This is a genomic window from Microbacterium sp. G2-16M (genome assembly GCF_055809115.1).
Map to the genome: position 1 here is coordinate 1,371,955 of NZ_CM147897.1, position 19,070 is coordinate 1,391,024.

At 63.3% G+C, this 19,070-nt stretch carries 20 protein-coding genes and 3 rRNA genes; all 23 read right to left on the reverse strand.

What is annotated here, in order from left to right; genetic code table 11:
• The 23 genes from rplF to fusA all read right to left on the reverse strand — a co-directional run bounded on the left by rplF (position 1) and on the right by fusA (position 19,012).
• Complete coding sequence (gene rplF / locus AC0L6F_RS06590; RefSeq protein WP_259612550.1) at positions 1-537, reverse strand: 50S ribosomal protein L6; 537 nt, start codon at positions 535-537, stop codon at positions 1-3.
• Between the two features lie 6 nt (positions 538-543).
• Entirely contained in the window at positions 544-942 is a 399-nt protein-coding gene (rpsH, locus tag AC0L6F_RS06595; protein ID WP_259612551.1) for a 30S ribosomal protein S8, read from the reverse strand.
• 85 nt (positions 943-1,027) lie between these two features.
• Positions 1,028-1,618: a 50S ribosomal protein L5 gene (rplE, locus tag AC0L6F_RS06600; protein ID WP_473539633.1), complete on the reverse strand. Its 591-nt coding sequence runs from the start codon at positions 1,616-1,618 to the stop codon at positions 1,028-1,030.
• Positions 1,618-1,959, reverse strand: coding sequence for a 50S ribosomal protein L24 (gene rplX / locus AC0L6F_RS06605; RefSeq protein WP_259612552.1), 342 nt, complete (start codon positions 1,957-1,959; stop codon positions 1,618-1,620). The genes rplE and rplX overlap by 1 nt, the downstream gene beginning before the upstream one ends.
• 2 nt (positions 1,960-1,961) lie before the next feature.
• Entirely contained in the window at positions 1,962-2,330 is a 369-nt protein-coding gene (rplN, locus tag AC0L6F_RS06610) for a 50S ribosomal protein L14 (RefSeq protein WP_259612553.1), read from the reverse strand.
• The gene (gene rpsQ / locus AC0L6F_RS06615; RefSeq protein WP_274637617.1) at positions 2,331-2,666 is read right to left on the reverse strand and encodes a 30S ribosomal protein S17; all 336 of its coding nucleotides are present in this window, start codon (positions 2,664-2,666) and stop codon (positions 2,331-2,333) included.
• Positions 2,666-2,980, reverse strand: a complete 315-nt coding sequence (gene rpmC, locus AC0L6F_RS06620) for a 50S ribosomal protein L29 (RefSeq protein WP_274637616.1) — start codon at positions 2,978-2,980, stop codon at positions 2,666-2,668. The genes rpsQ and rpmC overlap by 1 nt, the downstream gene beginning before the upstream one ends.
• A complete protein-coding gene (gene rplP, locus AC0L6F_RS06625; RefSeq protein WP_017201586.1) occupies positions 2,980-3,399 on the reverse strand; it encodes a 50S ribosomal protein L16 in 420 nt (139 codons plus the stop codon). The genes rpmC and rplP overlap by 1 nt, the downstream gene beginning before the upstream one ends.
• Complete coding sequence (gene rpsC / locus AC0L6F_RS06630; RefSeq protein ID WP_259613201.1) at positions 3,399-4,142, reverse strand: 30S ribosomal protein S3; 744 nt, start codon at positions 4,140-4,142, stop codon at positions 3,399-3,401. Before rpsC ends, rplP begins: the two co-directional genes overlap by 1 nt.
• Positions 4,142-4,534 carry a 50S ribosomal protein L22 gene (gene rplV / locus AC0L6F_RS06635; protein WP_274637615.1) on the reverse strand — a complete coding sequence of 131 codons (393 nt, stop codon included), beginning with the start codon at positions 4,532-4,534 and terminating at the stop codon, positions 4,142-4,144. Before rplV ends, rpsC begins: the two co-directional genes overlap by 1 nt.
• A 22-nt stretch (positions 4,535-4,556) precedes the next feature.
• Positions 4,557-4,838 (reverse strand): 30S ribosomal protein S19, encoded by a 282-nt coding sequence (gene rpsS / locus AC0L6F_RS06640; protein ID WP_259612554.1) that lies wholly within the window; start codon positions 4,836-4,838, stop codon positions 4,557-4,559.
• A 13-nt stretch (positions 4,839-4,851) separates the two neighbouring features.
• Positions 4,852-5,691 (reverse strand): 50S ribosomal protein L2, encoded by an 840-nt coding sequence (gene rplB, locus AC0L6F_RS06645; protein ID WP_259612555.1) that lies wholly within the window; start codon positions 5,689-5,691, stop codon positions 4,852-4,854.
• Between the two features lie 26 nt (positions 5,692-5,717).
• Entirely contained in the window at positions 5,718-6,017 is a 300-nt protein-coding gene (rplW, locus tag AC0L6F_RS06650) for a 50S ribosomal protein L23 (RefSeq protein ID WP_259612556.1), read from the reverse strand.
• Entirely contained in the window at positions 6,014-6,670 is a 657-nt protein-coding gene (gene rplD, locus AC0L6F_RS06655) for a 50S ribosomal protein L4 (protein ID WP_274637614.1), read from the reverse strand. Before rplD ends, rplW begins: the two co-directional genes overlap by 4 nt.
• Before the next feature lie 4 nt (positions 6,671-6,674).
• On the reverse strand, positions 6,675-7,334 hold the full coding sequence (gene rplC / locus AC0L6F_RS06660) for a 50S ribosomal protein L3 (RefSeq protein ID WP_259612557.1): 660 nt from the start codon (positions 7,332-7,334) through the stop codon (positions 6,675-6,677).
• Between the two features lie 8 nt (positions 7,335-7,342).
• On the reverse strand, positions 7,343-7,651 hold the full coding sequence (gene rpsJ, locus AC0L6F_RS06665) for a 30S ribosomal protein S10 (RefSeq protein ID WP_029145857.1): 309 nt from the start codon (positions 7,649-7,651) through the stop codon (positions 7,343-7,345).
• 499 nt (positions 7,652-8,150) lie between these two features.
• On the reverse strand, positions 8,151-9,119 hold the full coding sequence (locus tag AC0L6F_RS06670; RefSeq protein ID WP_473539635.1) for a hypothetical protein: 969 nt from the start codon (positions 9,117-9,119) through the stop codon (positions 8,151-8,153).
• A 276-nt stretch (positions 9,120-9,395) separates the two neighbouring features.
• Positions 9,396-9,512 (reverse strand): 5S ribosomal RNA (gene rrf, locus AC0L6F_RS06675).
• Positions 9,513-9,626: 114 nt separating this feature from the next.
• Positions 9,627-12,734, reverse strand: a 23S ribosomal RNA gene (locus tag AC0L6F_RS06680).
• A 367-nt stretch (positions 12,735-13,101) separates the two neighbouring features.
• Positions 13,102-14,626: ribosomal RNA gene (locus tag AC0L6F_RS06685) — 16S ribosomal RNA — on the reverse strand.
• The 16S, 23S and 5S rRNA genes sit together here, the layout of an rRNA operon.
• A gap of 528 nt (positions 14,627-15,154) precedes the next feature.
• Positions 15,155-15,367, reverse strand: a complete 213-nt coding sequence (locus AC0L6F_RS06690) for a hypothetical protein (RefSeq protein ID WP_473539636.1) — start codon at positions 15,365-15,367, stop codon at positions 15,155-15,157.
• A 143-nt stretch (positions 15,368-15,510) separates the two neighbouring features.
• A complete protein-coding gene (tuf, locus tag AC0L6F_RS06695; RefSeq protein ID WP_274635878.1) occupies positions 15,511-16,704 on the reverse strand; it encodes an elongation factor Tu in 1,194 nt (397 codons plus the stop codon).
• Positions 16,705-16,897: 193 nt separating this feature from the next.
• Positions 16,898-19,012, reverse strand: a complete 2,115-nt coding sequence (fusA, locus tag AC0L6F_RS06700) for an elongation factor G (RefSeq protein ID WP_473539637.1) — start codon at positions 19,010-19,012, stop codon at positions 16,898-16,900.
• Between the last annotated feature and the right edge of the window lie 58 nt (positions 19,013-19,070).

The window sequence follows — 19,070 nt, forward strand, 5'->3', positions numbered from 1 at the left end:
TTACTTACCAGCCTTTCCGGCCTTGCGCCGCACGATCTCGCCGGCGTAGCGCACACCCTTGCCCTTGTACGGCTCGGGCTTGCGGATCTTGCGGATGTTCGCAGCCGCCTCGCCGACGGCCTGCTTGTCGATGCCGCTCACGGTGAGCTTGTTGTTGCCCTCGACCGTGAGCGTGATGCCCGTCGGCGGCTCGATGACGACCGGGTGCGAGAAGCCGAGCGCGAACTCGACGGCCGCGCCCTTCTGCTGTACGCGGTAGCCCGTGCCGACGACCTCGAGGCCCTTGGTGTAGCCCTGGGTGACACCGACGATGTTGTTGTTGATGAGGGTGCGGGTCAGGCCGTGCAGCGAGCGCGACTCGCGCTCGTCGTCGGGACGGGAGACCAGAACCTGGCCCTCCTCGACCTTGACCTCGATGGGGCTGGCCACGGTGAGCGACAGCTCGCCCTTGGGGCCCTTGACCTGCACCGCCTGTCCGGCGACCTCGACGGTCACTCCGGCAGGGATGTCAATGGGAAGACGTCCGATTCGCGACATCGTCGATCACCACACGTAGGCGAGGACTTCCCCACCCACGCCCTTCTGCTCAGCCTGGCGGTCCGTGAGGAGCCCAGAGGAGGTGGACAGGATGGCAACGCCGAGCCCGCCGAGAACGGTGGGCAGCTCGGTCGAGCGTGCGTACACGCGCAGGCCGGGCTTGGAGACGCGCTTGATGCCGGCGATCGACCGCTCGCGGTTCGGGCCGTACTTCAGGGTCAGGGTCAGGGTCTGGCCGACGCGCGCGTCCGCCACCGCCCAGTCGGCGATGTACCCCTCCCGCTTGAGGATCTCGGCGATGTTCGTCTTCAGCTTGGAGCTGGGCAGCGAAACGTCGTCGTGGTGCGCCGAATTCGCGTTGCGCAGACGGGTCAGCATGTCAGCGACCGGGTCTGTCATGGTCATGAGGTGATGTTTCCTTTGTTCACCAGGTTTCGGCCGTCGTTACACGACGGACGACCTGTGGTGGTGATGATGTTCAGTTGTGGGCTCAGGCCTGCGCGTCGGCCGCGCGGAACGGGAAGCCCAGGAACCGCAGCAGCGCCCGGCCCTCGGCATCCGTGGTCGCCGTGGTCACGACGGTGATGTCGAACCCGCGGACGCGGTCGATGCGGTCCTGATCGATCTCGTGGAACACGGACTGCTCCTCGAGGCCGAAGGTGTAGTTGCCGTGGCCGTCGAACTGCTTGTCCGACAGCCCGCGGAAGTCGCGGATGCGGGGCAGCGCGAGGCTGATCAGGCGGTCCACGAACTCCCAGGCGCGGTCGCCGCGCAGCGTGACGTGCGCGCCAATCGGCTGGCCCTCGCGGAGCTTGAACTGGGCGATCGACTTGCGCGCCTTGGTCACGACCGGCTTCTGCCCGGTGATCTTGGTGAGGTCGTCGACCGCACCATCGATCACCTTGCTGTCGCGAGCGGCCTCGCCGACACCAGTGTTGACCACGACCTTCACCAGGCCCGGGATCTGCATGACGTTCTCGTAGCCGAACTCGTCCTGCATCTTCTGCTGGATCTCGTCCCGGTACTTCTGCTTCAGGCGGGGCTGGATCTTGCCAGCCGCCGCGGCAGTGGTGGTGCTCATCAGAGGTCCTTACCTGACTTCTTCGCGTAGCGCACGCGGACGGTGCGCTTCTCGCCGTCCTTGATCTGCTCCTCGACCCGACGGCCGACACGGGTCGGCTTCTTGGTCGAGGGGTCGACGACGGCGACGTTGGAGATGTGGATCGGGGCTTCCATCGTCTCGATGCCGCCCGTCTTCGTCCCGCGCTGGGTCTGGCCCACGCGGCTGTGCTTGGTGACGTAGTTCACGCCCTCCACCAGCACGCGGTTCTGCTCGGGGATGACCTGGAGGACCTTCCCCTGCTTGCCGCGATCGCTGCCGGTGAGGACCTGCACCAGGTCGTCCTTCTTGATGTTCGGCATGATCAGATGACCTCCGGTGCCAGCGAGACGATCTTCATGAACTTCTTGTCGCGAAGCTCACGGCCGACCGGTCCGAAGATGCGGGTGCCGCGGGGCTCCCCGTCGTTCTTCAGGATCACGGCGGCGTTCTCGTCGAACTTGATGTACGAGCCGTCGGCGCGACGGGTCTCCTTGACGGTGCGCACCACCACGGCCTTGACGACATCGCCCTTCTTGACGTTTCCGCCGGGGATGGCATCCTTCACGGTGGCGACGATGACGTCGCCCACACCCGCGTAGCGGCGGTTGGAGCCGCCGAGCACGCGAATCGTGAGCAACTCCTTGGCGCCGGTGTTGTCGGCGACCTTCAGTCGCGATTCGTTCTGAATCATTTACTTGGCCTTCTCGAGGATCTCGACCAGCCGCCAGCGCTTGGTGGCGCTCAGGGGCCGGGTCTCGTGGATGACAACGAGGTCGCCGATGCCGGCGGTGTTGTTCTCGTCATGCGCCTTGACCTTGCTGGTCACGCGGATGATCTTGCCGTAGAGCGGGTGCTTGCGGCGGTCCTCGACCTCGACGACGATCGTCTTGTTCATCTTGTCCGAGACGACGTAGCCGCGCAGAACCTTGCGGTACCCACGGGCGGCCGTGTCGCGGACGTCGTGCTCGGCGTGCTCGTGGCCGGTGGTCTCGACGACCTCGGCCGCTGCCTTCTTAGCGGTGGCCATCACTCAGCCTCTTCCTTCACTGCGTCGTCGGCGGAGGCATCCGCCTTCTTCGCCTTGCTCTTTTTCGCCTTGGCCGTCTCGACCGGCGCGGGGGTGGCACGGATGCCGAGCTCCCGCTCCCGGATCACGGTGTACAGCCGCGCGATGTCGCGCTTGACCGCACGGATGCGGCCGTGGCTCTCCAGCTGCCCGGTGGCCGACTGGAAGCGCAGGTTGAACAGCTCTTCCTTGGCCTTGCGCAGCTCTTCGAGCAGGCGCTGGTCTTCGAACGTGTCGAGCTGGGTCGTGGCCAGCTCCTTGGTGCCGATCGCCATTACGCGTCGCCCTCCTCGCGCTTGATGATGCGTGCCTTCAGGGGCAGCTTGTGGATGGCACGGGTCAGGGCCTCGCGAGCGAGCTGCTCGTCGACGCCGGCGACCTCGAAGAGGACGCGACCCGGCTTGACGTTCGCGACCCACCACTCGGGCGAGCCCTTGCCGGAACCCATGCGGGTCTCAGCGGGCTTCTTGGTCAGCGGACGGTCGGGGTAGATGTTGATCCACACCTTGCCACCGCGCTTGATGTGACGGGTCATCGCGATACGAGCGGACTCGATCTGACGGTTCGTCACATACGCGGGGGTCAGCGCCTGGATGCCGTACTCGCCGAAGGAGACCTTCGTGCCGCCGGTGGCCTGGCCGCTGCGACCCGGGTGGTGCTGCTTGCGGAACTTCACTTTGCGGGGGATAAGCATTACGCCGGTGCTCCTTCTGCGACGGGCGCCTCGCTGCGCGGGCCCCGACGGGGACGGTCGCCACGGACAGGCTTCTGGTTGGCCTGCTCGCGCGCGAGCTCCTTGTTGGTGAGGTCGCCCTTGTAGATCCAGACCTTCACGCCGATGCGGCCGAAGGTGGTGCGAGCCTCGTAGAAGCCGTAGTCGATGTTCGCGCGCAGCGTGTGCAGGGGCACACGACCCTCGCGGTAGAACTCGGACCGGCTCATCTCGGCGCCGCCGAGGCGGCCCGAGACCTGGATGCGGACACCCTTGGCACCGGCGCGCTGCGCGCCCTGCAGGCCCTTGCGCATCGCGCGGCGGAAGGCCACGCGGGCGCTGAGCTGCTCGGCGACGCCCTGTGCGACCAGCTGAGCGTCGGCCTCGGGGTTCTTCACCTCGAGGATGTTCAGCTGGATCTGCTTGCCGGTGAGCTTCTCCAGCTCACCGCGGATGCGCTCGGCCTCCGCACCGCGACGACCGATCACGATGCCCGGACGGGCGGTGTGGATGTCGACACGGACGCGATCGCGGGTGCGCTCGATCTCGATGTTGCTCACGCCCGCGCGGTCGAGGTTCGACTGCAGGAGCTTGCGGATCTTGATGTCCTCGGCAAGGTAGTCGGCGTAGCGCTGACCCGGCTTCGTCGAGTCGGAGAACCACCGCGACACGTGGTCGGTGGTGATGCCGAGGCGGAAGCCGTACGGGTTGACCTTCTGTCCCATTACTTGCTCGCCTTCTTCGTTGCTGCGCCGGCCTCGGCGACCTCGGGGGTCGCCAGCACGACGGTGATGTGGCTGCTGCGCTTCTTGATCTGGAACGCGCGGCCCTGCGCACGAGGCTGGAAGCGCTTGAGCGTCGTCCCCTCGTCCACGTAGGCGTTCTTCACGTACAGATCCTGCTCGTCCAGGAACTCGTTCTCCTGGTCGGCCTTCACGCGGGCGTTCGCGACTGCGGACTGCACGAGCTTGTAGATCGGCTCGCTGGCGCTCTGCTGCGCGAACTTCAGGATGGCAAGGGCCTCTTCGGCCTGCTTGCCCTTGATGAGTGCGACGACGCGACGAGCCTTCTGAGGGGTCACGCGGATGTGTCGCACGCGTGCGATGGACTCCACCATTTCTTCTCCTCTGCGCCGCGCCTCAGCGACGGCGGCCCTTCTTGTCGTCCTTCTCGTGGCCGCGGAAGGTGCGGGTGGGCGCGAACTCGCCCAGCTTGTGTCCGACCATGCTCTCGCTGACGAACACGGGGATGTGCTTGCGTCCGTCGTGCACGGCGATCGTGTGGCCGAGCATGGCCGGCACGATCATCGAGCGGCGCGACCAGGTCTTGATGACGTTCTTCGTGCCGGCTTCGTTCTGGACGGAGACCTTGCGAAGCAGGTGCTCGTCGACGAAGGGGCCCTTCTTGAGACTGCGTGGCATCTTCTGTTCCTACCTACTTGCGCTTCTTGCCGGCGGTCCGACGGCGAACGATGTACTTGTCGCTTTCCTTGTTCGCATGGCGGGTGCGGCCCTCGGGCTTGCCCCACGGCGTGACAGGGTGACGACCACCGGAGGTGCGGCCCTCGCCACCACCGTGCGGGTGGTCGACGGGGTTCATCACGACACCGCGGACGGTCGGGCGGATGCCCTTCCAGCGATTGCGACCGGCCTTGCCCCAGTTGATGTTGGACTGCTCGGCGTTGCCGACCTCGCCGATCGTGGCGCGGCAGCGGACATCCACGTTCCGGATCTCGCCGGAGGGCAGACGCAGCTGGGCGTACGGGCCGTCCTTGGCGACCAGACGGACGCCGGCGCCGGCCGAACGGGCGAGCTTCGCACCGCCGCCCGGGCGCAGCTCGATGGCGTGCACGACGGTACCGGTGGGGATGTTGCGCAGCGGCAGGTTGTTGCCGGGCTTGATGTCCGCGGACGGACCCGACTCGACGACATCGCCCTGGCGGAGCTTCTCCGGGGCGAGGATGTAGCGCTTGGTGCCGTCCACGAAATGCAGCAGCGCGATGCGCGCCGTGCGGTTCGGGTCGTACTCGATGTGCGCGACCTTGGCGTTGATGCCGTCCTTGTCATTGCGACGGAAGTCGATGACGCGGTACTGGCGCTTGTGCCCACCGCCGATGTGGCGGGTGGTGATGCGGCCCTGGTTGTTGCGCCCACCGGTCTTGGCGAGCGGCTTCAGCAGGGACTTCTCCGGCGTCGATCGGGTGATCTCAGCGAAGTCCGCCACCGACGAGCCGCGGCGACCCGGAGTCGTGGGCTTGTACTTGCGAATTGCCATAGTTCTCTAGTCCTCTGTCCCGACCGTCAGCCGACTGCCGTGAAGATGTCGATGGTGCCCGACTTCAGCGTCACGATGGCGCGCTTGGTGTCCTTGCGCTTGCCGGTGCCGAAGCGGGTGCGGCGCGCCTTGCCGACGCGGTTGAGCGTGTTCACCGACGCGACCTTCACGCCGAAGATCTTCTCGATGGCGAGCTTGATCTCGGTCTTGTTCGCGCGGGAGTCCACGTAGAACGTGTACTTGCCCTCGTCGATCAGCCCGTAGCTCTTCTCGGAGACGACCGGCTTCAGGATGATGTCGCGCGGGTCCTTGTTCACGGCGGTCATGCCGAGACCTCCTCGGTGGTGGCGGTCTTGGACGCCACGAAGGCGTCGAAGGCTGCCTTGGTGAAGACGATGTCGTCCGAGACGACCACGTCGTAGGCGTTCAGCTGATCGAAGCTGAGCACGTGCACGTACTCGAGGTTGCGCACGCTCTTGCGGGTGATCTCGTCGTCGCGCTCGATGACCACGAGGACGTTCTTCGTGGCGCGGAACGCGTCCAGGGCGGCCACGGCCGTCTTGGTCGACGGGGCGCCGCCGATGCCGAACGAGTCCACCACGTGGAGCCGCTCGCCGCGGGCGCGGTCGCTGAGTACGCCCAGCAGGGCGGCCGCGATCATCTTCTTGGGCGTGCGCTGCGCGTAGTCGCGCGGCTTCGGCCCGTGCACGATGCCACCGCCGGTCATCTGCGGTGCGCGGATCGAGCCCTGACGGGCGTTGCCCGTGCCCTTCTGCTTGAAGGGCTTGCGGCCCGAGCCCGAGACCTCGCCGCGACGCTTGGTCGAGTGCGTGCCCTGGCGCGCGGCCGCGAGCTGCGCGACGACGACCTGGTGGATCAGCGGGATGTTCGTGTTGACGTCGAACAGGGCGGCGGGCAGCTCGACCGAGCCGGCCTTCTTGCCGTCTGCCTTGCGGACGTCGAGGGTCTTCTCAGCCATGGCCTCAGGCACCCTTCACTGCGTTGCGGACGTAGACGATGCGGCCGCGCGCGCCGGGGACGGCGCCCTTGACGAGCAGCAGACCCTTCTCGGCGTCGACGGCGTGCACCGTGAGGTTGAGGACGGTCACGCGCTCGCCGCCCATACGGCCGGCCATGCGCATGCCCTTGAAGACGCGGCTCGGAGTCGACGAGGCGCCGATCGAACCGGGCTTGCGGTGGTTGCGGTGTGCACCGTGCGAAGCCGACACGCCCTTGAAGTTGTGGCGCTTCATGACACCCGCGGTGCCCTTGCCCTTGCTGGTGCCGACGACGTCGACCAGCTGGCCGGCATCGAAGGTGCCGTCCACGGTGAGCTCCTGACCGAGTGAGTAGTCCGCAGCATCCGCCGTGCGCACCTCGGTGACGTGACGCCGCGGGGTGACGCCGGCGGCCTCGAAGTGGCCCTCGAGGGGCTTCGTGACCTTGCGCGGGTCGATCTGGCCGGCCGCGATCTGGACGGCGCTGTAGCCGTCCTTCTCCGCGGTGCGAACCTGGGTGACCACGTTCGGCGCGATCTGGATGACGGTGACGGGGACGAGCTTTCCCTGCTCGTTCCACACCTGGGTCATGCCGAGCTTGGTGCCCAGCAGTCCCTTCGAAGTCTTGGTGTTGATATCAGCCATGTCGGACCTCAGAGCTTGATCTCGATGTTGACATCGGCCGGGAGGTCGAGACGCATCAGCGAGTCGACCGCCTTGGGCGTCGGGTCGATGATGTCGATCAGGCGCTTGTGGGTGCGCATCTCGAAGTGCTCGCGGCTGTCCTTGTACTTGTGCGGCGACCGGATGACGCACACGACGTTCTTCTCGGTCGGCAGCGGTACGGGGCCCACCACGGACGCACCGGCCCGGGTCACGGTGTCGACGATCTTGCGGGCGGACGAGTCCAGGCCGGCGTGATCGTACGACTTCAGGCGAATGCGGATCTTCTGTCCCGCCATTGTCTGCTCACTCTCTTTCTCGCGTCTTACGCTCTCGCGCATTGGACGCACGGGGGCGCTCTCACGCCCGGGCACGTGCACCGACGTATGTCGGCGATGCTGCACCGCTGTTCTGCTGTCAGACCGGATGCGAGGCATCCGGCTCCCACGCGCGCACGACCCGATTTCGGGAAGTGGAGTGTGGGATGTGGTGGCAGTGACTCGGGTTCGCACCCGCGCTGCTCGTGTTCTGCTGCCCGCGGCCTAGGCTCTTGCGCTTCGCGCATCTCCTATGCACTGCCCTGGCAGTGATCCGGCGGCGCACACGCACGCCGGAATATGGAACCTCAACAGTCTACGTGCATCCCGGGCGTGTCGCAAATCGCGCCCCCTCCCGACCGCCCCGCCGTGCCCCGCCTCCGCCGAGATTGTCATCCGTTCGCCGAGATTGTCATCCGTTCGCCGAGATTGTCATCCATCCCTGCATCAACGAACGGGTCCGTCACTGGCGTCGCCAAACTCAGCCGCGAGCGCCGTACAGACCGATGGTGCGCAGGTGCTTGGCGAAATCGGCGATCGTCGTCATCTCGTCGAAGCCCCATCTGCCGCACTCCCAGCCGGTGGAACGCTCTATCCTGCGTTGGCGCTGCCGCTGGTCGGCCATGACCCGCTCGCTCGTGCGGCCGTCGAGGAGGGCCGGGTCCTGGTACTTGATCTTTCCGTCGAACTCGCCCCATCGACCCAGATCCGGCCATGCGAAGTCGAGAAGCGCGTACCCACCGCCGGGGAGTTCGACGCGGTACTGGAGTACAGGAGTCGGCATCCCCAGCTGCCACATCCAGAGCCGGCTCAGACTCTCCCCCGGAGATCCCGCGCGCCCATCTGCGAAGTCGACGACGAACCGCGCTTGCCGGATGCCGCGAGCCCCGGGGTGCGTGCGGACGCGAGCGAGGACGAGGTCGCGAAACTGCTCGGCGGCTCGAGAGTCGTACTCGTTGGCATCGTCGTCCCACGCGACCAGGTGCAGCGCAGCGTCGAACGCGATCACTGCCGCCTCGAGCGGGATTGTCCGGATCAGGTCGTACACGGTGCGGTCGAGCGACGTAATCCGAAGCCCGTCGACGACGACCACGTCACTCTCGGGTAGCGGCACGTGATGTCGTACGACATCCAGCCCGTTGTGTCGAGTCGTAGGACCCGGCACGGCGACGTCAACGCGCGATCCACGGACCTTGTACAGCGGGAGGCCGTGAAGAGCCGCAGCCGTGGCGCACGCGAACGCGCATCCGTCCAGCGCAACGCGCAGAGCCACGGCACGCGCACGTGTGCGCAGCCTGCCCTCGGCGAACAACGACTCCCACTCCGCCCGCAGTACGTGGGCGCCCGGGCGCAGCGCGGTCAGAAGGTCGCCGTCGATCCCTGAGAACGGCAGCACTCCCGGCATCCGTCCCGAACGCAGGATGCCGGCGGTGTCGTTGTGCTGGAGCATGCAGGCACTCTGCCGCACGAGACCAGGTGATGGAACCACCGATGCGAGATCTGTGGAGAAACCGGGTTGCGACCGAACTGTGGAGGAACCGGCGGGGACAACCTCGGCGAACCGAGGACAACCTCGGCGGACGGAGCACAACCTCGGCGGACGGAGCACAACCTCGGCGGACGGAGCACAACCTCGGCGGACCGAGGACAACCTCGGCGGAGGGGCGGGGAAGGGGTGGGATAACGCAAAGAAGCCGCCCCGAGGGGCGGCTTCTTCACAATTTAAGTCCGGCGGTGTCCTACTCTCCCACAGGGTCGCCCCTGCAGTACCATCGGCGCTGAGAGGCTTAGCTTCCGGGTTCGGAATGGGACCGGGCGTTTCCCTCTCGCTATGGCCGCCGAAACACTATTGACGTTTCAGTCTGCACAACAAAAGTCTTGTTCTGGTGTGCGGTGCCCGACCGTACGTCGAGAACCACAAAGTGGACGCAAGCACCCGCAGGAAAAAAGGGGGTGTGTTATCAAGTCATCGGCTTATTAGTACCGGTCAGCTGCACGCATTACTGCGCTTCCACATCCGGCCTATCAACCCAGTAATCTGGCTGGGAGCCTCTCACCCGAAGGTATGGAAGTCTCATCTTGAGGCCGGCTTCCCGCTTAGATGCTTTCAGCGGTTATCCATCCCGAACGTAGCTAATCAGCGGTGCTCCTGGCGGAACAACTGACACACCAGAGGTTCGTCCAACCCGGTCCTCTCGTACTAGGGTCAGATCCTCTCAAACTTCCTACGCGCGCAGCGGATAGGGACCGAACTGTCTCACGACGTTCTAAACCCAGCTCGCGTACCGCTTTAATGGGCGAACAGCCCAACCCTTGGGACCTACTCCAGCCCCAGGATGCGACGAGCCGACATCGAGGTGCCAAACCATGCCGTCGATATGGACTCTTGGGCAAGATCAGCCTGTTATCCCCGAGGTACCTTTTATCCGTTGAGCGACAGCGCTTCCACAAGCCACTGCCGGATCACTAGTCCCGACTTTCGTCCCTGCTCGACCTGTCAGTCTCACAGTCAAGCTCCCTTGTGCACTTACACTCGACACCTGATTGCCAACCAGGTTGAGGGAACCTTTGGGCGCCTCCGTTACTCTTTGGGAGGCAACCGCCCCAGTTAAACTACCCACCAGGCACTGTCCCTGAACCGGATCACGGTTCGAAGTTAGGCATCCAGAGTGACCAGAGTGGTATTTCAACAATGACTCCACCCGAACTAGCGTCCGGGCTTCACCGTCTCCCACCTATCCTACACAAGCCACACCGAATACCAATACCAAGCTATAGTAAAGGTCACGGGGTCTTTCCGTCCTGCTGCGCGTAACGAGCATCTTTACTCGTAATGCAATTTCGCCGAGTTCGTGGTTGAGACAGTTGGGAAGTCGTTACGCCATTCGTGCAGGTCGGAACTTACCCGACAAGGAATTTCGCTACCTTAGGATGGTTATAGTTACCACCGCCGTTTACTGGGGCTTAAATTCGCAGCTTCGCCTTGCGGCTGACCGCTCCTCTTAACCTTCCAGCACCGGGCAGGCGTCAGTCCGTATACATCGTCTTGCGACTTGGCACGGACCTGTGTTTTTAGTAAACAGTCGCTACCCACTGGTCTCTGCGGCCACCACACCCTTTCCCACGCAAGGCGGTATAAGTGGATGGCCCCCCTTCTCCCGAAGTTACGGGGGTATTTTGCCGAGTTCCTTAACCACGATTATCTCGATCTCCTCGGTATTCTCTACCTGACCACCTGAGTCGGTTTGGGGTACGGGCGGCTGGAACCTCGCGTCGATGCTTTTCTTGGCAGCATAGGATCACCCACTTTTCATCCGCATCGTGTCTCACCCTTCATGAACGGCGGATTTGCCTACCGTTCGGGCTACGCACTTGCACCAGGACAACCATCGCCTGGCTTGGGCTACCTTCCTGCGTCACACCTGTTAATACGCTAGCCGCACCAGCATGGGGTCGAGCGTTCACGCAGCAACCATCACCCCGAAGGGATCCGGCAACGCCACGCTAGGACTCTTAGCACCACTGGATTGACTGGGGCGGTTCTTCGCCGGTACGGGAATATCAACCCGTTGTCCATCGACTACGCCTGTCGGCCTCGCCTTAGGTCCCGACTTACCCAGGGAAGATTAGCTTGACCCTGGAACCCTTGGTCTTTCGGAGGACGTGTTTCTCACACGTCTTTCGCTACTCATGCCTGCATTCTCACTCGTGTGGCCTCCACGGCTGGGTCACCCCGCCGCTTCACCGGCCACACGACGCTCTCCTACCCATCAACACGGCTGGACCACGAAGGCCTACCACAAGTGTCAATGCCACATCTTCGGTGGCGTGCTTGAGCCCCGTTACATTGTCGGCGCGGAATCACTTGACCAGTGAGCTATTACGCACTCTTTCAAGGGTGGCTGCTTCTAAGCCAACCTCCTGGTTGTCAAAGCAACTCCACATCCTTTCCCACTTAGCACGCGCTTAGGGACCTTAGATGGTGGTCTGGGTTGTTTCCCTCTCGACGATGAAGCTTATCCCCCACCGTCTCACTGCTGCGCTCTCACTTACCGGCATTCGGAGTTTGGCTGACGTCAGTAACCTGTTGAGGCCCATCGGCCATCCAGTAGCTCTACCTCCGGCAAGAAACACGCAACGCTGCACCTAAATGCATTTCGGAGAGAACCAGCTATCACGAAGTTTGATTGGCCTTTCACCCCTATCCACAGCTCATCCCCTCAGTTTTCAACCTAAGTGGGTTCGGCCCTCCACGACGTCTTACCGTCGCTTCAGCCTGGCCATGGATAGATCACTTCGCTTCGGGTCTAGGACATGCGACTGAACGCCCTGTTCAGACTCGCTTTCGCTACGGCTACCCCACACGGGTTAACCTCGCCACATATCGCTAACTCGCAGGCTCATTCTTCAAAAGGCACGCTGTCACAGCTACCAAGGCTGCTCCAACGGTTTGTAAGCAAACGGTTTCAGGTACTATTTCACTCCCCTCCCGGGGTACTTTTCACCTTTCCCTCACGGTACTTGTCCGCTATCGGTCATCTGGGAGTATTTAGGCTTATCAGGTGGTCCTGACAGATTCACACGGGATTTCTCGGGCCCCGTGCTACTTGGGATACTCTCCGCGCCAAGAACAAGCATTTCGGCTACAGGGCTCTCACCTGCTATGGCTCGCCTTCCCAGACGATTCGCCTATACTCTCTTGTCACGCCGGCTGCTCGGCAGAACAGCCAGGAAAGTCCCACAACCCCGCACACGCAACTCCCGCCGGATATCACACGTGCACGGTTTAGCCTCTTCCGATTTCGCTCGCCACTACTCACGGAATCACGGTTGTTTTCTCTTCCTGTGGGTACTGAGATGTTTCACTTCCCCACGTTCCCTCTACCCGCCCTATACATTCAGGCGGGAGTCACCAGGTCGGCACGCCGCCTGGCGGGGTTTCCCCATTCGGACACCCTCGGATCAAAACTTGCTTATCAGTTCCCCGAGGCTTATCGCAGATTGCTACGTCCTTCTTCGGCTCCAGATGCCAAGGCATCCACCGTTCGCTCTTAAAGACTTGAAATCACATGAGCAGACCAACCCCCAAAAAAGGGGTCGGCCAAATTAATTCTTTAAGATGCTCGCGTCCACTGTGTAGTTCTCAAAGTACGGGCGGCACCCGCCCCCACCACCAACCGGCGACAGGAACGAGCCCACGAGGAAACCACCAACCACCCCGAAAGGCAGCCACGGCCAGTCCCTCAGGACCCAACAACGTGCAGACACCCCGCTCCCCAACCCCCACCTTCCAACCATCCGAAAACGGCGTACTAGCAAGAATCAGCTGCGCTGATGCCATGTCAAATGTTCCACCCATGAGCTAACCAGCACCACACATCCGGTGATGACCTGGCGCCTGGAAGACCCGAAGATCTCCAGATGCTCCTTAGAAAGGAGGTGATCCAGCCGCACCTTCCGGTACGGCTACCTTGTTACGACTTAGTCCTAATTACCGATCCCACCTTCGACGGCTCCCTCCACAAGGGTTGGGCCACCGGCTTCAGGTGTTACCGACTTTCATGACTTGACGGGCGGTGTGTACAAGACCCGGGAACGTATTCACCGCAGCGTTGCTGATCTGCGATTACTAGCGACTCCGACTTCACGTAGTCGAGTTGCAGACTACGATCCGAACTGGGACCGGCTTTTTGGGATTCGCTCCACCTCACGGTATCGCAGCCCATTGTACCGGCCATTGTAGCATGCGTGAAGCCCAAGACATAAGGGGCATGATGATTTGACGTCATCCCCACCTTCCTCCGAGTTGACCCCGGCAGTATCCCATGAGTTCCCACCATAACGTGCTGGCAACATAGAACGAGGGTTGCGCTCGTTGCGGGACTTAACCCAACATCTCACGACACGAGCTGACGACAACCATGCACCACCTGTATACGAGTGTCCAAAGAGTTGACCATTTCTGGCCCGTTCCCATATATGTCAAGCCTTGGTAAGGTTCTTCGCGTTGCATCGAATTAATCCGCATGCTCCGCCGCTTGTGCGGGTCCCCGTCAATTCCTTTGAGTTTTAGCCTTGCGGCCGTACTCCCCAGGCGGGGAACTTAATGCGTTAGCTGCGTCACGGAATCCGTGGAAAGGACCCCACAACTAGTTCCCAACGTTTACGGGGTGGACTACCAGGGTATCTAAGCCTGTTTGCTCCCCACCCTTTCGCTCCTCAGCGTCAGTTACGGCCCAGAGATCTGCCTTCGCCATCGGTGTTCCTCCTGATATCTGCGCATTCCACCGCTACACCAGGAATTCCAATCTCCCCTACCGCACTCTAGTCTGCCCGTACCCACTGCAGGCCCGAGGTTGAGCCTCGGGATTTCACAGCAGACGCGACAAACCGCCTACGAGCTCTTTACGCCCAATAATTCCGGATAACGCTTGCACCCTACGTATTACCGCGGCTGCTGGCACGTAGTTAGCCGGTGCTTTTTCTGCAGGTACCGTCACTTCCGCTTCTTCCCTGCTAAAAGAGGTTTACAACCCGAAGGCCGTCGTCCCCCACGCGGCGTTGCTGCATCAGGCTTCCGCCCATTGTGCAATATTCCCCACTGCTGCCTCCCGTAGGAGTCTGGGCCGTGTCTCAGTCCCAGTGTGGCCGGTCACCCTCTCAGGCCGGCTACCCGTCGACGCCTTGGTGAGCCACTACCTCACCAACAAGCTGATAGGCCGCGAGCCCATCCCAGACCGAAAAATCTTTCCAACTGCAGACCATGCGGCCACAGCTCATATCCAGTATTAGACACCGTTTCCAGCGCTTATCCCAGAGTCCAGGGCAGGTTGCTCACGTGTTACTCACCCGTTCGCCACTGATCCCCAAGTGCAAGCACCTGGTTCACCGTTCGACTTGCATGTGTTAAGCACGCCGCCAGCGTTCATCCTGAGCCAGGATCAAACTCTCCGTAAAAAAACGATGCCACAACACCACCGGGAAAACGGCAGACGCTGCAGCGAGTTCAACCATGACCAACAGAAATGCCATCACTGACAATCCATAAATTGATCCAAAGGAATCTCACCAGCCGACCAAACAAATGATCAACCGACGAGGATAAAATTTGGCATTTGACAAGTGCACGCTGTTGAGTTCTCAAAGACCGGACGCACCCACAACCCGGACAAAATCCATCGCGCAGGGCAACTTCCCAATCATACCCGATGCAGGATCTCCGTCAAGTCGATCACGCGAGCCAAAGCTCCGTGCCGACCGCCGTCTCCTGCGGTTCGAGTTTCTCTCACACGCGAGGCTCCGAGGAGATCCGGTGTGGGAGGCGGTTCGCTGCTTGAGGGGGCGGGGCCTTCCGGCCTCTCCGCTCTCCCCTTTGGGGCGAACAAGTACTACTGTACGCGATCATCGCGCCGGTGCAAAATCGGATGCGCGCGGGGCCCCGCCGACTCACGATCGCGCCGGCGAGACCCCGTCCGACGCGCGTCGCTACTCGTTCCCGACCTGCTTGTCGGCCGCGTCACGGAACCCGTCGATCTTGTCCGCCGACCCGGGTGCGACCTTCTTCGCGAGGTCGGCGGCGCCGTCCAGCACGTTGTCGCTGATGCCTTCGGCCTGCTCGCTGTGCAGGGCGTCGTCGATCTTGTCCTTGTTCTGCTCGAACAGCTCTTTGCCCTTGCCGATGATGTCATCGATACCCATGAAGGTTCCTCCCCCTCGGCGCCGCGCGGCGCGTATGTGGTCTCCAGTATCACGGCTTCTCCGGCGCCGCACCAGGCCTACGGACATGCGAAAGGGGCCGGATCCCGAAGGATCCGGCCCCTTTCGCGTGGGTCGCTAGCGACTCACTTGAGGATCTTGGTCACCGTGCCGGCGCCGACGGTGCGGCCACCCTCACGGATCGCGAAGCCCAGGCCGTCCTCCATGGCGATCGGCTGGATCAGCTCGACCGACATGTCGGTGGTGTCGCCAGGCATGACCATCTCGGTGCCCTCGGGCAGCGAGATGACGCCGGTGACGTCCGTGGTGCGGAAGTAGAACTGCGGACGGTAGTTCGTGTAGAAGGGGTTGTGACGCCCACCCTCGTCCTTGGACAGGATGTACGCCGTGCCCTCGAAGTTGGTGTGCGGGGTCACAGAACCGGGCTTGGACACGACCTGTCCACGCTCGACCTCGTCACGCTTGGTGCCGCGCAGCAGCAGACCACAGTTCTCGCCGGCCCACGCCTCGTCGAGCTGCTTGTGGAACATCTCGATACCGGTGACGGTCGTCTTCTGCGTCGGACGCAGACCCACGATCTCGACCTCGGAGTTGAGGGCGAGCGTGCCACGCTCGGCGCGGCCCGTCACGACGGTGCCACGACCGGTGATCGTGAAGACGTCCTCGATCGGCATCAGGAACGGCTTGTCGCGGTCGCGCACCGGGTCCGGCACGCTGTCGTCGACGGCCTGCATGAGGTCGAGGATGGACTGGGTCCACTTCTCGTCGCCCTCGAGCGCCTTCAGCGCCGAGACGCGCACGACGGGAGCGTCGTCGCCGGGGAAGCCCTGGCTGGACAGCAGCTCGCGGACCTCGAGCTCGACGAGCTCCAGGATCTCTTCGTCGTCGACCGCGTCCGCCTTGTTCAGCGCGACCAGCAGGTACGGCACGCCGACCTGCTTGGCCAGCAGCACGTGCTCGCGGGTCTGAGCCATCGGGCCGTCGGTGGCGGCGACCACGAGGATCGCGCCGTCCATCTGAGCGGCACCGGTGATCATGTTCTTGACGTAGTCGGCGTGGCCCGGCGCGTCAACGTGAGCGTAGTGACGCTTCGGGGTCTCGTACTCGATGTGCGAGATGTTGATCGTGATGCCGCGCTGACGCTCCTCGGGAGCAGAGTCAATCGACGAGAAGTCGCGGATGACGTTCACGTCCGACGGGTACTTGTCTGCAAGCACCTTCGAGATCGCGGCAGACAGCGTGGTCTTGCCGTGGTCGACGTGACCGATCGTTCCGATGTTCACGTGCGGCTTGGTCCGCTCGAACTTGGCCTTCGCCACTGGGTCCTCCTCAGGACGGTCGTGTAGGGATTCCGGGCACTGGATTGCGACCGGTTCGCTACGGGGATGTCTCTCAGTGTAGTAGAGAGGGTTTGGGTGTTGTGTGTGAAGTTATGAGGGTGTGGATGCCGCGGCCGACGCGTCGGCTCGCATCACTGGCTCGACGACCCGGCGGGCCGCGGCATCCGGACGATCACTCGCCCTTGTTCTTCTGGATGATCTCCTCGGCCACGGCCTTGGGGACCTCGGCGTAGCTGTCGAACTCCATGGAGTACACGGCCCGGCCCGAGGTCTTCGAGCGCAGGTCGCCGATGTAGCCGAACATCTCGGAAAGCGGGACGAGCGCGCGGATGACCTTGACACCCTGCGCGTCTTCCATCGCCTGGATCTGTCCACGACGGCTGTTCAGGTCGCCGATGACGTCGCCCATGTACTCCTCGGGCGTGCGGACCTCGACGGCCATGAGCGGCTCGAGGATCACCGGGTTCGCCTTGCGGACGGCCTCCTTGAAGCCCATCGAACCGGCGATCTTGAACGCCATCTCGGACGAGTCCACGTCGTGCGAGGCGCCGTCGTTGAGGATCGCCTTCACGCCGACCATCGGGTAGCCGGCCAGGACGCCGACCTGCATGGCGTCCTGGAAGCCCTGGTTGGTCGGCTCGATGTACTCGCGGGGGATGCGACCGCCGGTGACCTTGTTCTCGAACTCGTAGATCTTCTCGGCCGTGACGTCCATCGGCTCCAGCGCGAACTGGATCTTCGCGAACTGGCCCGAGCCACCCGTCTGCTTCTTGTGGGTGTAGTCGTGACGCTCGACGGCCCGACGGATCGTCTCGCGGTACGCGACCTGGGGCTTGCCCACGTTGGCCTCGACCTTGAACTCGCGCTTCATGCGGTCCACGAGGATGTCCAGGTGCAGCTCGCCCATGCCCTTGATGACGGTCTGGCCGGTCTCGGCGTTCTGCTCGACGCGGAACGTCGGGTCCTCTTCGGCGAGCTTCTGGATCGCGATGCCCAGCTTCTCCTGGTCGGCCTTGGTCTTGGGCTCGATGGCCACCTCGATGACCGGCTCGGGGAAGGTCATCGACTCCAGCACGACCGGCTTCTGCAGATCGGCCAGGGTGTCACCGGTCGTGGTGTCCTTCAAGCCGATGACGGCATAGATGTGACCGGCGGTGACCGCGTCGACCGGGTTCTCTTTGTTGGCGTACATCTGGAAGATCTTCCCGATGCGCTCCTTCTTGCCCTTGGTCGCGTTCAGCACCTGTCCACCCGAGTCGAGGTTACCCGAGTACACGCGGATGTAGGTGAGACGGCCGAAGAACGGGTGCACCGCGATCTTGAACGCGAGCGCGGCGAACGGCTCGTCGCGGCTCGGGTGGCGCTCGATGACCTTCTCTTCGTCCTTCGGGTCGTGCGCCTCGATGGCCGGCACGTCCACCGGCGACGGCAGGTAGTCCACGACCGCGTCCAGCATCGGCTGCACGCCACGGTTCTTGAACGCCGAACCGCACAGCACCGGGTACAGCTCACCGCTGACGGTGAGCTTGCGGACGGCGCCCTTGATCTCGGCGACGGTCAGGCCCTCACCGCTGAAGTGCTTCTCCAGCAGGTGCTCGTCCGACTCGGCGACGGTCTCGAGCAGCTTCTCGCGGTATTCGGCGGCCTTCTCGGCCAGCTCTGCGGGGATCTCCTGGACCTCGTACTTGGCGCCCATCGTGACGTCGCCCTTGGCGTCGCCGGGCCAGACCAGCGCGCGCATCTCGACCAGATCGACCACGCCGACGAAGTCGCTCTCGGCGCCGATCGGCAGCTGCAGCACGAGCGGCTTGGCCTTCAGGCGGTTCACGATCGTCGAGACCGTGAAGTAGAAGTCGGCGCCCATCTTGTCCATCTTGTTGACGAAGCAGATGCGGGGCACGTCGTATTTGTCGGCCTGGCGCCACACGGTCTCGGACTGGGGCTCCACGCCCTCCTTGCCGTCGAAGACGGCGACGGCACCGTCGAGCACGCGCAGCGAGCGTTCCACCTCGACGGTGAAGTCGACGTGACCCGGGGTGTCGATGATGTTGATCTGGGAACCATTCCAGAAGCAGGTCACCGCGGCGGAGGTGATGGTGATGCCGCGCTCCTGCTCCTGCTCCATCCAGTCGGTCGTCGACGCGCCGTCGTGCGTCTCGCCGATCTTGTGGTTGACGCCCGTGTAGAAGAGGATGCGCTCGGTCGTCGTCGTCTTGCCGGCATCGATGTGCGCCATGATGCCGATGTTGCGGACCTTCTTGAGGTCGGTGAGCACGTCTTGTGCCACGGGATGTCTTCCTTATCGTGTCGAAGTTCTGCGGGCCGGTGACCGGCCCGTCGTCTCG

Bases quoted from the DNA above. Each gene is read 5' to 3' on its own strand.
- rplF (WP_259612550.1), bottom strand. From the start codon at position 537: ATGTCGCGAATCGGACGTCTTCCCATTGACATCCCTGCCGGAGTGACC.
- rpsH (WP_259612551.1), bottom strand. From the start codon at position 942: ATGACCATGACAGACCCGGTCGCTGACATGCTGACCCGTCTGCGCAAC.
- rplE (WP_473539633.1), bottom strand. From the start codon at position 1,618: ATGAGCACCACCACTGCCGCGGCGGCTGGCAAGATCCAGCCCCGCCTG.
- rplX (WP_259612552.1), bottom strand. From the start codon at position 1,959: ATGCCGAACATCAAGAAGGACGACCTGGTGCAGGTCCTCACCGGCAGC.
- rplN (WP_259612553.1), bottom strand. From the start codon at position 2,330: ATGATTCAGAACGAATCGCGACTGAAGGTCGCCGACAACACCGGCGCC.
- rpsQ (WP_274637617.1), bottom strand. From the start codon at position 2,666: ATGGCCACCGCTAAGAAGGCAGCGGCCGAGGTCGTCGAGACCACCGGC.
- rpmC (WP_274637616.1), bottom strand. From the start codon at position 2,980: ATGGCGATCGGCACCAAGGAGCTGGCCACGACCCAGCTCGACACGTTC.
- rplP (WP_017201586.1), bottom strand. From the start codon at position 3,399: ATGCTTATCCCCCGCAAAGTGAAGTTCCGCAAGCAGCACCACCCGGGT.
- rpsC (WP_259613201.1), bottom strand. From the start codon at position 4,142: ATGGGACAGAAGGTCAACCCGTACGGCTTCCGCCTCGGCATCACCACC.
- rplV (WP_274637615.1), bottom strand. From the start codon at position 4,534: ATGGTGGAGTCCATCGCACGCGTGCGACACATCCGCGTGACCCCTCAG.
- rpsS (WP_259612554.1), bottom strand. From the start codon at position 4,838: ATGCCACGCAGTCTCAAGAAGGGCCCCTTCGTCGACGAGCACCTGCTT.
- rplB (WP_259612555.1), bottom strand. From the start codon at position 5,691: ATGGCAATTCGCAAGTACAAGCCCACGACTCCGGGTCGCCGCGGCTCG.
- rplW (WP_259612556.1), bottom strand. From the start codon at position 6,017: ATGACCGCCGTGAACAAGGACCCGCGCGACATCATCCTGAAGCCGGTC.
- rplD (WP_274637614.1), bottom strand. From the start codon at position 6,670: ATGGCTGAGAAGACCCTCGACGTCCGCAAGGCAGACGGCAAGAAGGCC.
- rplC (WP_259612557.1), bottom strand. From the start codon at position 7,334: ATGGCTGATATCAACACCAAGACTTCGAAGGGACTGCTGGGCACCAAG.
- rpsJ (WP_029145857.1), bottom strand. From the start codon at position 7,651: ATGGCGGGACAGAAGATCCGCATTCGCCTGAAGTCGTACGATCACGCC.
- AC0L6F_RS06670 (WP_473539635.1), bottom strand. From the start codon at position 9,119: ATGCTCCAGCACAACGACACCGCCGGCATCCTGCGTTCGGGACGGATG.
- AC0L6F_RS06690 (WP_473539636.1), bottom strand. From the start codon at position 15,367: ATGGGTATCGATGACATCATCGGCAAGGGCAAAGAGCTGTTCGAGCAG.